The organism is Oryzihumus sp. JJN4-3R, from assembly GCF_057747915.1.
The window spans coordinates 1,378,339-1,391,037 of sequence record NZ_CM173229.1 but is presented as its reverse complement, the minus strand read 5'-3'; the positions used below and the strand labels follow the sequence as shown (position 1 = coordinate 1,391,037).

Here is a 12,699-nt window from a genome sequence, read left to right as displayed (position 1 = left end):
GTGACCCCCGGCGCCCGCCGGAAGCCAGACCCGCCCAAGGTCCTCGACCGATGGGTCCGCTTCCGCCTGCCCGACCCCGACCACCGCTTCACCGCCGTGCGGCTGGAGGTGGACTCGGTGGTCCCGGCGCGCACGCACGAGCTGGCCCGGCGGGACGGGCGGTGGGAGCTGCGCCTGCCGCGGCCCCCGCTGCAGCGCCTGGAGTACACCTTCGCGGCCACCGACGCGGCCGGCACCACGACCGTGGTCGACCCGGGCAACCCGGTGCGGGTCGAGACGGCGTTCGGCCCGCGCTCGGTGGTCGAGCTGCCGGGCTACGCCGCGCCGGCGTGGCTGTCCCGGCCCGGGGTGCCGGGTCGCTGGACCGCCCTCCAGGTCCAGGGCGAGGTCCCCGACCCGCTGCCGGTGACGGTCTGGGAGCCGTCCGACGCCGAGCCCGGCGAGCCGATGCCGCTGCTGGTGGTCCAGGACGGCCCGGAGTACGACGTGATGGCCTCGCTGACGCGCTACTGCGCCGTGCAGGTCGCCGACGGGGTCCTCCCGCGGCACCGGGTCGCGCTGATGCACCCGGTGCGGCGCAACGCCTGGTACTCCGGCTCGCCGCAGTACCTGCGCAGCCTCACCGGCCCGGTGCTGTCCACCCTGCAGGAGCGGTATGCCGTGTCCGCGCCGGTCGCGCTCATGGGCGCCAGCCTGGGCGGCCTGACCGCCCTGCTCGCGGCGCTGCGGGCCGGCCCGGTCGTCGGGGCCGTGTTCAGCCAGTCCGGCTCCTTCTTCCAGGCCACGCTCGACGGGATGGAGCGGGACTTCCCGTGGTTCCCCCGGATCGTGGACCAGGTGCGCGCGGTGCTGGACACCCGGCATACCGACCACCCGCTGGTGGTGGGGCTGACGTGCGGGGCCCTGGAGGAGAACGCGGCCAACAACCGGGCCATGGCGGCCGCGCTGGCGCGGGCCGGCCACCACGTCCGCCACGCCGAGGTGGCGGACCTGCACAACTACGTCGCGTGGCGCGACGCCCTGGACCCCCACCTCACGCACGTCTTGCGGGATTGCTGGATGGCGCAAGGATGAGGTCATGCAGGGCGGCCGGGTGGAGCTCGCCGTCCCGGGCACGGACCGCCGGCTCGGGATCGTCCGCCATGGCCACTGGGGCCGGCCGGTGCTGGTCTTCCCGAGCGAGGCGGGCTGCGCCGAGGACTTCGCCGCCAACGGCATGCTCGCGGCGGTCCAGGGCCTGGTGGACGCCGGCCGGGTGTCGTTCTTCTGCGTGGACTCCCTCGACGCGCTGACCTGGTCCGACAGCTCGCAGTCGATCGAGGAGCGGGCCCGGCGGCACGGGGCCTACCAGTCGTGGCTCGTGGAGGCCGCGGTCCCGTGGGTGTTCGGGCAGCTCGGTGGGGCGCAGCAGCTGGTCACCCTCGGTGTCTCCATGGGCGCCTACCACGCGGTCCACTTCGCGTTCCAGCGCGCCGACCTCGCGCCGCTGGCCATCGGGCTGTCCGGCAACTACGACGTGGGGGAGTGGAACGCCTGGGGTGAGCGCGGCGAGCAGGCCTACTTCGCCAACCCCACGGACTACGTCGCCGGCCTGCAGGGGGACCACCTGGCATGGCTGCGCTCGCGCCTGTCGGTGCTGCTGGTGGTCGGGCAGGGCGCCTGGGAGACGCATCCGACGGGGGCGCTCCCATCGACTCTGCGGTTCGCGGAACTGTTGCGGGACAAGGGGATCACCCACCAGCTCGACCTCTGGGGCAGCGACAGCGCCCATGACTGGCCGTGGTGGCAGCGTCAGCTGGCCCACCACCTACCGAGGTTCGTCTGATCCGTCCGACTCGTCGAAGGAGTGAGCATGGGGAGCGCGACCACGCACCTGATCGGCCTGCTGCTGGGTGCCGAGGAGGACTGGCCCACCGCCTTCGAGGCGCTGGCCCGCCGGCTGGGGGTGGTGCGCGACGCCGCCGGTGACGAGCACTCCTTCACCACCGAGCGGGTGACCATCGAGCCGTTCAACCTGCGCGACAAACCGCGGCAGGACCTCGTCATCGACCGGCTCGCGCACTGGTACTACCACCCGCGCGAGTGGCTGAAGAAGGTCGCGCTCATGGACGACGTCTACCTGCTCAACTCGCCGTTCACGTTCCAGGCGATGGAGAAGCACTCGGCCTACTGCGCCCTGCTGCGCCTGGGCATGCACGTGCCCGAGACCGTCCTGGTGCCCTACAAGAACCCGGTCGACAACGTGCGTTGGGCCTACACGTCCTCGCGCTACAACAAGCCGTTCGACCTCGACGCCATCGCCGACGGCCTGGGCTACCCGATGTTCATGAAGCCGTTCGACGGCGGGGCGTGGCGCGGCGTCTCGATGATCCGCGACCGCAAGGAGCTGCACGCCGCCTACGACGACTCCGGCGAGATGCTCATGCACCTGCAGCAGGCGGTCGACGGCTACGACGTCTTCGCCCGCGCGCTCACCATCGGGCCGGAGACCATGGTGATGAAGTTCCAGCCCGAGCGGCCGATGCACGAGCGGTATGCCGTGTCGCACGACTTCCTCTCGCCCTCCGTGGGTGCGGAGGCCCGGACCATCGCGCAGACCGTCAACGCGTTCTTCCGGTGGGAGTTCAACTCCTGCGAGATGCTCGTCAAGGACGGCGTGGTCCACCCCATCGACTACGCCAACGCCTGCCCCGACGTGGCCGTCACGTCGCTGCACTACTACTTCCCGTGGGCGATGAAGGCCTTGCTGAAGTGGTCGGCGTTCTGCCTGGCCACGGGTCGCGCGGCACGCACCCAGGTCGACCCGGCGCCGTGGTTCGCCATCGCCGACGACCCGCTGCTGGGCTACGAGGCCAAGCTCGAGGAGTACCAACGCCTCGCGGACGAGCACTTCGACGTGGTCCGCTACGAGGAGTTCTGTGCGACGTCCCTGCCCGACGTCGACGCGATGGTGCTGGAGTGGGTGCAGTCACCCGACTTCGACGCCCTGCTCACCTCGACGGTGCGCTCGACCTACCCGGCGCACGAGCAGGAGCAGTTCCTCGCCCACTTCCGCGGCCTGGTCGGCCTGTGGGTCAAGGAGGAGGACGCCCGCCTGGCCCGCTGACCCATTGGCGCGCCCGCACGCCGCCCCTCCGTGCCCACCGACCCCTGAATCGCCAAGCGACCGCCGAATCGCCCGCCGACCCCCGTTCTGCGCCGCGACCCGTCGGTTGTCGTGCCGACCCCGCGGGCGCCCGGCGGGTCGGTGCGGCATCCCCGGGGTTGGTGGGCAAAGCGGGGGTTGGTGGGCAGGGCGTTGGTTGGGAGGCAACGTCGGGGTTGGTGGGCAACGGGGGGGTAGACCCCGGCGCGGGTCGGGGCGATGGGCGCGGGTTGGCCCGGACGCGGGTATGCCGTGTGGCCGCCTCCCCGGGGGGGGCGGCCACACGGCATACCGGGAGCCGGGCTCAGCCGGCGAGGGCTGCGGAGACGACCTCCCGCGCCTCGGCCTGCACCTGGGCGAGGTGCTCCGGCCCCTTGAACGACTCGGCGTAGATCTTGTAGACGTCCTCGGTGCCCGAGGGGCGGGCGGCGAACCACGCGTGCTCGGTGGTCACCTTCAGGCCGCCGATGCCGGCGCCGTTGCCGGGGGCGGTGGTCAGCCGGGCCGTGATCGCCTCTCCCGCAAGGGTTTCGGCCTTCACTGCGTCGGGGGACAGGCGCCCCAGCCGGGCCTTCTCCTCGCGGTTGGCGGGCGCGTCGACGCGGGCGTAGGCGGGGTCGCCGTAGCGCGCCGTGAGGTCGGCGTAGTGCTCGCTCGGGGTGCGCCCGGTCGCGGCCAGGATCTCCGAGGCGAGCAGCGCGAGGATGATCCCGTCCTTGTCGGTGGTCCACACCGAGCCGTCACGGCGCAGGAACGAGGCACCGGCGGACTCCTCGCCGCCGAAGGCGATCGAGCCGTCGATCAGGCCGGGCACGAACCACTTGAAGCCCACGGGCACCTCGGTGAGCGTTCGCCCGACCGCCTCGGCCACCCGGTCGATCATCGAGGAGGACACCAGGGTCTTGCCGATGGCGGCGTCGGCCGACCAGCCCGGCCGGGCCCCGCCGTAGAGGTAGTGGATGGCCACGGCAAGGTAGTGGTTGGGGTTCATCAGCCCGGCGTCCGGGGTGACGATGCCGTGCCGGTCGGCGTCGGCGTCGTTGCCGGTGGCGAGGTCGTAGGCGCTGCGCTGGTCGATCAGGCTCGCCATCGCCGAGGGGGAGGAGCAGTCCATGCGGATCTTGCCGTCCCAGTCCAGCGTCATGAAGCGCCACGTGGGGTCGACCAGCGGGTTGACCACGGTCAGGTCCAGGCCGTGGCGCTCGGCGATCTCGCCCCAGTAGGCCACGCTCGCCCCGCCCAGCGGGTCGGCGCCGATGCGCACCCCCGCCTCGCGGATGCGCTGCATGTCCACCACGTGGGGCAGGTCGTCGACGTAGCTGCCCAGGAAGTCGTAGCTGTCGGCGAGGCGGCGGGCGCGGGCGAACGGCACCCGCTTGACCCCGTCGAGTCCGGCCTCGATCAACGCGTTGGCACGTGCGGCGATGACCGACGTGGCGTCGGTGTCGGCCGGCCCGCCGTTGGGCGGGTTGTACTTGAAGCCGCCGTCGCTGGGCGGGTTGTGCGAGGGGGTGACGACGATGCCATCGGCCAGCCCCGCAGCGCCGGGGCGCTTGCCGTGGTTGGCCCTCAGGATCGCGTGCGAGACCGCCGGGGTGGGCGTGTAGCCGTCGCGGTCGTCGACCAGGACGGTGACGTCGTTGCCGGCGAGCACCTCCAGCGCCGAGGACCAGGCGGGCTCGGACAGCCCGTGCGTGTCGCGGCCGAGGAAGAGCGGGCCGTCGTAGCCCTGCTCGCGCCGGTAGTCGCAGATCGCCTGCGTCGTGGCGAGGATGTGCGCCTCGTTGAACGCCGTGCGCAGGCTGCTGCCGCGGTGGCCGGAGGTCCCGAAGGCCACCCGCTGGTCGGGGTCGGCCGGGTCGGGGACACCGGTGTAGTAGGCCGTGACGAGGTGGGCGACGTCGACGAGGTCGGCCGGCTGGGCCGGCGTGCCGGCGCGGGGGTCGTTCATCGCTCCTCCTGCCTGCGGTCCGGCGCCGCGGCGGATGCGGTCACCGACGCGGACGCGGACCCCGGCGCGGCTGTGGCCACGGACCCGGTCGACGTCACGGACTCGGTCACGGCCGTGGGCTCGGCGACCGAGCCGGGCAACGCCGCCTCGGCAGGGCCGAGGTCCGGCACGAGCCACAGGGCGGCCAGCGGCGGCAGGGTGACGACCGCGGAGTACGGCTGACCGTGCCACGGCACCTCCTCGGCCTCGACCGCGCCGAAGTTGCCGACCCCGGAGCCGCCGTAGTGCTCGGCGTCGGTGTTGAGCACCTCGTTCCAGCGCCCCGGGTGCGGCAGGCCGATGCGGTACTGGTGGTGCGGGGTGCCGCTGAAGTTGATGATGCTGGCGACCACGGGGCGCGGCCCGGTGCCCGTCGAGGCCCCGAAACGCAGCCAGGAGAACGTGTTCCCGGCCGCGTCGTTGGCGTCGATCCACTGGAACCCCTCGGGCTTGTGGTCGAGCTCCCACAGCGCGGGGTGGGACTGGTAGATCGTGTTGAGGTCCTTGACCAGCGCGTGCACGCCGTAGTGCGCCGGCTGGTCCAGCAGCCACCAGTCCAGGCTGCGGCCGTCGGCCCACTCGCCCTCCTGGCCGAACTCGGCGCCCATGAAGAGCAGCTGCTTGCCGGGGTGGGACCACATCGAGGCCAGGTAGGCACGCAGGTTGGCCAGCTGCTGCCACCGGTCGCCGGGCATCTTGCGCAGCAGCGAGCCCTTGCCGTAGACGACCTCGTCGTGGCTGATCGGCAGGACGAAGTTCTCGCTCCACGCGTACATCAGCGAGAACGTCATCTGGTGGTGGTGGTACTGCCGGTGCACCGGCTGGTGGTGCACGTACTCCAGCGAGTCGTGCATCCAGCCCATGTTCCACTTCAGCCCGAAGCCGAGGCCGCCGAGGTGCGTCGGCCGGCTGACGCCCGGCCAGGAGGTGGACTCCTCCGCGATCATCATGATGCCGGGCACCCGCTTGTATGCCGTGGCGTTGGTCTCCTGGATGAACTGCACCGCCTCGAGGTGCTCGCGGCCGCCGTAGACGTTCGGCGACCACTGCCCCTCCTTGCGGGAGTAGTCCAGGTAGAGCATCGAGGCGACGGCGTCGACCCGCAGGCCGTCGATGTGGAACTCCTCGAGCCAGTAGAGCGCGTTGGCGACGAGGAAGTTGCGCACCTGCGGCCGGCCGAAGTCGAAGACGTGGGTGCCCCAGTCGGGCTGGTCGCCGCGGCGGGGGTCGGGGTGCTCGTAGAGCGCCTGCCCGTCGAAGCGGGCGAGGGCGAAGGCGTCCTTGGGGAAGTGCGCGGGCACCCAGTCGAGCAGCACGCCGATCCCGTTGCGGTGCAACAGGTCCACGAGGTGGCGGAACTCGTCGGGGGAGCCGAAGCGCGAGGTCGGGGCGTAGTAGCCGGTGACCTGGTAGCCCCACGACGGCCCGTAGGGGTGCTCCATGACAGGCAGGAACTCCACGTGGGTGAAGCCGAGGTCCTTGACGTAGTTGACCAGGTGCTCGGCCAGGTCGCGGTAGCCCAGCCCCTGGCGCCACGAGCCCAGGTGGACCTCGTAGACGCTCATCGGCCCGGTGTGCGGGTCGTGGCCGGCCCGGTGGGCCATCCACGCGTCGTCGCCCCACTGGTAGTCCGAGGAGGTCACGACCGACGCCGTCGCGGGCGGGCGCTCGGTGGCGCGGGCCATCGGGTCGGCCTTGACCCGGCGGTGCCCGTCGGAGCCGAGGACCTCGAACTTGTAGCGGTTGCCCTCGGCGACGTCGGGGATGAACAGCTCCCACACGCCGGAGCCGCCCATCGAGCGCATCGGGTGGGTCGAGCCGTCCCACTGGTTGAAGTCGCCGACCACCCGCACGGCGCGGGCGTTGGGGGCCCACACGGCGAAGGAGGTCCCGCGCACGTGGCCCATCGGGCCGTCGTACTCGCGCACGTGGGCGCCGAGCACGGTCCACAGCTGCTCGTGCCGCCCCTCGCCGATGAGGTGGAGGTCGACCTCGCCGAGGGTGGGCAGGAAGCGGTAGGGGTCGTCCTGGCGGTGGGCGATCCCGTCCTCCCAGGTGACCTCGAGGCGGTAGTCGGGGACCTCGGTCACAGGCAGCACGGCCGCCCAGACGCCCTCACGCTCGTGGGTCAGCGGCACGCGGGTCTTGTCGGGCAGCAGGGCGACGACCCCGCGGGCGAGCGGGCGCAGCACGCGCAGCGTCACCGAGCCCTCGTGCACGTGGGGGCCGAGGACGGTGTGGGGGTCGTGGTGCACCCCGGTCACCACCTGGTCGAGCTCGTGGCGGCTGACGGGGGAGGGGTGCAGCGGTGGGGTTGCAGTCACGTCGGGGTCACTCCTTGTGTCGGTTGACCAGCCGGGCGATGGCCGTCGTCGGGATGGTGAGCCAGGTCGGCCGGTTGCGTGCCTCGTAGACGACCTCGTACAGCGCCTTGTCGACCTCGAGCGCCTCCAGCAGCGCGGAGTCCGCGCGCGGGTCGTGGCCGGTGCCCTCGGCGTAGCCGTCGAGGAACGCCTCACGGGCGCTGCTGGCCCACCACGCGGCCGACTGCCCCGGGTGGGCCTGCTCCCAGGAGCCGGCGGCGTAGTCGAAGGAGCGCAGCATGCCGGCCACGTCGCGAAGGGCGAGGTCCGGGCGGTTGCGCTCCGGCAGCGGCCGCAGCGGCTCGCCCTCGAAGTCCAGCAGCACCCAGCCGCGGCCCGGCACGTCGAGAACCTGGCCGAGGTGGTAGTCGCCGTGGATCCGTTGCAGCGCGGGCCAGCTGGCCTGCGCCGCGGCGGTGAACAGCTGCGCGACGTCCCGGTCGAAGGCGGCCAGGGCTGGTGCCTCGGTGGTCGCGGCGGCCAGACGCGCGCGCATCCCCTCGACCACCGCGCGGACGTCGGCCTCCGTGGCCGGCCGGGTCGGCAGCGCCTGCGCCAGGGTGGCGTGCACCTCCGCGGTGGCCCGGCCCAGCGCGCGGGCCCGGTCGCTGAAGTCCTCACCGGCGGAGACCGCGTCCAGGGCCACGCGCCAGGCGTCCTCGACGCCCGGCAGGAACTCCTGGGCGAACGCGAGGTGACCGCTCGCCATACCGGTGGTCGTGCGGGTGTCCGGCCACTGCCCGGAGACGTGGCCGACGGGCTGCGGCACGAGCAGCGAACCGGCCGACGCAAGGGCGGACTGCACCACGACGTCGGGGTTGTCCCCGTCGTGCAGGGCCCGGAACACCTTGCAGATCAACGGCTTCGTCGGCCGGCCGTCGGCGTCGACCATCTCGAAGATGATCGAGGTGTTGGACTGCTCGCCGCGCAGGACGCGGGAGCTGCTCATCCGGCCCACGTCGGCGCCGGGCTGCCGGTGGCCCGTCGCGTTGCCGTGGTCGGGCCCCCAGTCGGACTCGACCCGGCCCTCCTCGAGGACGAGCCGCAGCAGGGCTGCGGTGTATGCCGGGTCGTGCGGACCGTCGTAGACCCACCGGTCGCCGAGCTGGCTGTGCCGGCAGTGCGCCACCAGCGCGTGCTCCGCGCCGGGCAGCGGCTCGGCGCGGTAGGTGAACGGCAGCTGGTAGATCGACGTGCCGCCGCCTGAGTCCTCGGCGACGAGGTGGACCTCGATGCCCACCTCGCCCTCCGGGTCCTGCAGGCGCAGGCCCCCCACCCGCCGCAGCACCGGCTGCCGGCCCTTGCCGGGGTACCAGCGCTGCTGGGCCACCCACGCCGGGAGGAACTCGGCGAAGGAGGGGGTGAGGGTGGCCCGCACGTCAGTCACGGGCCGCTCCGGGGCTCGGGCTGCCGGGTCGGACCCGCAGCCAGAAGAAGTCCCGCGAGCCCATCGTGACGGTGACCGTGCCGTCGTCGGAGACCTGGGGGAAGCCGGTGCCGCCGAAGAGGTCGACCAGCTGGCCGGCCTTGAACTTCTCCGGGAGCCTGATGGTCGAGGCCTGCGGGCGGCTGGTGAGGTTGTTGATGCACAGCACCGTGTCGGCCTCGATGCCCTCGGACGGGTCGGCCTCCACCGTGCGCAGGAACGCCAGCACCCCGTCGTTGGACGCCGGGCACACCTCGAAGTCGCCGAGGCCGAACACCGGGTGCTGCGAGCGCACGTGCAGCATGGCCCGGACCCAGTGCAGCAGCGAGGAGCTGTGCGCCATCTGGGCCTCGACGTTCACGTTGTTGTAGTGGTAGACGAGGCTGGAGATGACCGGCAGGTAGAGCTTGCCGGGGTCGACGCTGGAGAAGCCGGCGTTGCGGTCCGGCGTCCACTGCATCGGCGTGCGCACCGCGTCACGGTCGGTGAGCCAGATGTTGTCGCCCATGCCGATCTCGTCGCCGTAGTAGAGGCACGGCGAGCCGGGCAGCGAGAGCACCAGCGCGTGGATCAGCTCCATCTCGGCGCGGGAGTTGTCCAGCAGTGGCGCCAGCCGGCGGCGGATGCCGACGTTGGCGCGCATCCGCGGGTCGGGGGCGTACCAGCCGTACATCGCCGCCCGCTCCTCCGGCGAGACCATCTCGAGGGTGAGCTCGTCGTGGTTGCGCAGGAAGGTGCCCCACTGGGTGCCGGGCGGGATCGGCGGGGTGTCGGCCAGGACGTCGATGATCGGCGCGGCCTTCTCCTCGCGCAGGGAGTAGTAGATCCGCGGCATCACCGGGAAGTGGAAGCACATCTGGCACTCCGGCTCCTCCGGGGTGCCGAAGTAGTCCACGACCTCGGCCGGCATCTGGTTGGCCTCGGCGAGCAGGATCCGGCCCGGGTACTCCTCGTCGACCATCTTGCGCAGCCGGGCGAGGAACTCGTGGGTCTTGGGGAGGTTCTCGCAGTTGGTGCCCTCCTCCTCGAAGAGGTAGGGCACGGCGTCCAGCCGGAAGCCGTCGATGCCGAGGTCCATCCAGAAGCGGACGACGTCGAACATCGCGTCCTGGACGGCAGGGTTCTCGAAGTTGAGGTCCGGCTGGTGGGAGAAGAACCGGTGCCAGAAGAACTGCCGCCGGATCGGGTCGAAGGTCCAGTTGGACACCTCGGTGTCGACGAAGATGATCCGGGCGTCGGCGTACTTGTCGTCGGTGTCGGACCACACGTAGAAGTCGCCGTAGGGACCCTTGGGGTCCGAGCGCGAGGCCTGGAACCACGGGTGCTGGTCGCTGGTGTGGTTCATGACCAGGTCGGTGACGATGCGGATGCCGCGGGCGTGGGCCTGGGAGACCAGCTCGGTGAACTCCGGCAGCGTCCCGAACTCGGGCAGCACCGCCGTGTAGTCGGAGATGTCGTAGCCGCCGTCGCGCAGCGGGGAGGCGTAGAACGGCGGCAGCCACAGGCAGTCGATGCCCAGCCACTGCAGGTAGTCCAGCCGCTGGATCAGGCCGGTGAAGTCGCCGGCGCCGGAGCCCTTGGAGTCGGCGAAGGCCCGCACCAGCACCTCGTAGAAGACCGCCTTGCGGAACCACTGCGGGTCGTGCTTCAGGCCCGGCTGGGAGAGGTTCAGCCCCTGCATCAGAACCTCCTCACGTGGATGACGTGCACGGGCTCGGAGTCGGGCCCGAGCCGGACGAAGTTGTGCTCACCCCAGTGCCAGCTGTTGCCGGTGATGAGGTCATGAGCCACGAAGGACTCCGTCCAGCTCATGCCGAGCTCGGGCATGTTCAGGTGCACCCATGTCTCCCGGGTCGCGTGGGGGTCGAGGTTGGCGACGACGATCACGACGTCGTCGCGCCCGTCGACGTTGCGGCGCTTGGAGAAGCACATGACGTTGGCGTCGTCGGCGTGGTGGAAGCGCAGGTTGCGCAGCCAGCGCAGCGACGGGTGCGCGCGCCGGATCTCGTTGAGCCGCTTGAGGTAGGGCGCCAGGGAGAGGCCCTCCTTCGGGCCGCCCTCCTCGTAGTCGGCCCAGCGGCGGTCCTTGAACTCGTACTTCTCGTTGTCGATCTGCTCCTCGACCCCGGGGCGGGCCACGTGCTCGACGAGCTCGTAGCCGGCGTAGATGCCGTAGGTCGGCACGAGCATCGCGGCCAGGGCGGCGCGCAGCTTCCACGCCGTCGGCCCGCCGTACTGCATGAACGGCGTGAGGATGTCGTGCGTGGTCGGCCAGAACGAGGGCCGCATGTAGGCGGCTGCCGGCCCGGCGAGCTCGGTGCAGTACTCCTCGAGCTCCCACTTGGTGTTGCGCCACGCGTAGTACGTGTAGGACTGCTGGAAGCCGACCTTGGCCAGCGTGTGCATCATCGCCGGCTTGGTGAACGCCTCGGCCAGCCAGATCACCTCGGGGTGGTCCTTGGCCACGTCGGCGATGATCCACTCCCAGAACTCCACCGGCTTGGTGTGGGGGTTGTCGACGCGGAAGATCGTGACGCCGTGGTCGATCCACACCTGGATGACCCGGCGGACCTCGGCGTAGATCCCGGCCGGGTCGTTGTCGAAGTTGACCGGGTAGATGTCCTGGTACTTCTTCGGCGGGTTCTCCGCGTAGGCGATGGAGCCGTCCGCGCGGGTGGTGAACCACTCCGGGTGCTTGTCGACCCACGGGTGGTCGGGGGCGCACTGCAGGGCGATGTCGAGGGCCACCTCGAGGCCGAGCCGCCCGGCCTCGGCCACGAAGTGGTCGAAGTCGTCGAAGTCGCCCAGGTCGGGGTGGATCGCGTCGTGACCGCCCTCGGCGGAGCCGATCGCGTAGGGCGAGCCGGGGTCGTGCGGACCGGCGTCCAGGGTGTTGTTGGGGCCCTTGCGGTTGACCTTGCCGATCGGGTGCACCGGCGTCAGGTAGACCACGTCGAAGCCCATGTCGGCGATGGCGGGCAGGCGCCGCTCCGCCGTGGCGAACGTGCCCGAGGTCCACAGCCCGGTCTTTGGGTCCTTCGTGGCACCCTCGGAGCGGGGGAAGATCTCGTACCACGCGCCATACAGGGCGCGCTCGCGCTCGACGAGCCACGGGTGCTCGGGGCTGGGGCTGACGTAGTCGCGCAGCGGCCGCGCGGCCATCTCGCGCTCGACCTCGGGGGCGGTGCCGCCGGCGATCCGCGCGGCGGGCGGGCGCGTGGTGTCGCGCAGCGCCTTGATGGCGTCCTTGAGGACCTTGGCGTGGGCCTTGTCGCGCCTGACCTCGGCCAGGGAGCGCTCCAGGACGCGCGCCCCCTCCTCCAGCATCAGCTCGGTGTCGACGTCCGCGGCGACCTTGATCGAGGCGTCGTGCTCCCAGGTGCGGTAGGGGTCGGACCAGCCCTCGACGCGGTAGCTCCACGTCCCGGGGCGGTCGGCGCGGACCGTGACCGCCCAGTGGTCGAGGCCGGCCGAGACCAGGGTCATCGGCAGCTGCTGCTCGACGCCGTCGGGGTCGGTCAGGACGCAGGTGGCGTTGACGGCGTCGTGCCCCTCGCGGAACACCGTGGCGGTGACCTCGAACTCCTCGTGGACGACCGACTTCGCCGGCCTGGTCCCGCAGTCGACCGATGGTGCGACCTCGAGGACAGGGATGCGCCCGACCGGGCGCTGGGCAGTGGGCAGGGGGCTCGCTGTCACGGGTCCGACGCTACTCGTTCTGCCGCGCAGCGCATCCCTTGCCCGACCGGTGGATGCCACCGGGCCGCCGACACCA

General features: G+C 71.7%; 8 protein-coding genes. 3 read left to right on the top strand and 5 right to left on the bottom strand.

The features are described from left to right. From AC3ANM_RS06275 to AC3ANM_RS06265, 3 genes are read left to right on the top strand one after another with little or no spacing between them, the layout of a single operon-like run. Window positions 1-1,074, top strand: a complete 1,074-nt coding sequence (locus AC3ANM_RS06275; RefSeq protein ID WP_488287284.1) for an alpha/beta hydrolase-fold protein — start codon at window positions 1-3, stop codon at window positions 1,072-1,074. Between the two features lie 4 nt (window positions 1,075-1,078). Continuing rightward, complete coding sequence (locus tag AC3ANM_RS06270; RefSeq protein WP_488287283.1) at window positions 1,079-1,825, top strand: esterase family protein; 747 nt, start codon at window positions 1,079-1,081, stop codon at window positions 1,823-1,825. Window positions 1,826-1,852: 27 nt separating this feature from the next. Further along, window positions 1,853-3,106, top strand: a complete 1,254-nt coding sequence (locus AC3ANM_RS06265; protein WP_488287282.1) for an ATP-grasp domain-containing protein — start codon at window positions 1,853-1,855, stop codon at window positions 3,104-3,106. Window positions 3,107-3,449: 343 nt separating this feature from the next. Here AC3ANM_RS06265 and pgm read toward each other — a convergent pair whose 3' ends face one another. The 5 genes from pgm to AC3ANM_RS06240 are packed head-to-tail and all read right to left on the bottom strand — an operon-like array spanning window position 3,450 to window position 12,623. Next, window positions 3,450-5,096: a phosphoglucomutase (alpha-D-glucose-1,6-bisphosphate-dependent) gene (gene pgm / locus AC3ANM_RS06260; protein ID WP_488287281.1), complete on the bottom strand. Its 1,647-nt coding sequence runs from the start codon at window positions 5,094-5,096 to the stop codon at window positions 3,450-3,452. Continuing rightward, a complete protein-coding gene (glgB, locus tag AC3ANM_RS06255) occupies window positions 5,093-7,459 on the bottom strand; it encodes a 1,4-alpha-glucan branching protein GlgB (RefSeq protein WP_488287280.1) in 2,367 nt (788 codons plus the stop codon). Before glgB ends, pgm begins: the two co-directional genes overlap by 4 nt. A gap of 7 nt (window positions 7,460-7,466) precedes the next feature. Then, a complete protein-coding gene (locus AC3ANM_RS06250; protein WP_488287279.1) occupies window positions 7,467-8,885 on the bottom strand; it encodes a maltokinase N-terminal cap-like domain-containing protein in 1,419 nt (472 codons plus the stop codon). Next, window positions 8,878-10,605 carry a maltose alpha-D-glucosyltransferase gene (gene treS, locus AC3ANM_RS06245; protein WP_488287278.1) on the bottom strand — a complete coding sequence of 576 codons (1,728 nt, stop codon included), beginning with the start codon at window positions 10,603-10,605 and terminating at the stop codon, window positions 8,878-8,880. Before treS ends, AC3ANM_RS06250 begins: the two co-directional genes overlap by 8 nt. Then, a complete protein-coding gene (locus AC3ANM_RS06240; RefSeq protein WP_488287277.1) occupies window positions 10,605-12,623 on the bottom strand; it encodes an alpha-1,4-glucan--maltose-1-phosphate maltosyltransferase in 2,019 nt (672 codons plus the stop codon). Before AC3ANM_RS06240 ends, treS begins: the two co-directional genes overlap by 1 nt. Between the last annotated feature and the right edge of the window lie 76 nt (window positions 12,624-12,699).

What these genes read in the sequence shown, in the direction of transcription:
- AC3ANM_RS06270 (WP_488287283.1), top strand. Translation starts at nt 1,079, where the DNA reads ATGCAGGGCGGCCGGGTGGAGCTCGCCGTCCCGGGCACGGACCGCCGG.
- AC3ANM_RS06265 (WP_488287282.1), top strand. Translation starts at nt 1,853, where the DNA reads ATGGGGAGCGCGACCACGCACCTGATCGGCCTGCTGCTGGGTGCCGAG.
- pgm (WP_488287281.1), bottom strand. Translation starts at nt 5,096, where the DNA reads ATGAACGACCCCCGCGCCGGCACGCCGGCCCAGCCGGCCGACCTCGTC.
- treS (WP_488287278.1), bottom strand. Translation starts at nt 10,605, where the DNA reads ATGCAGGGGCTGAACCTCTCCCAGCCGGGCCTGAAGCACGACCCGCAG.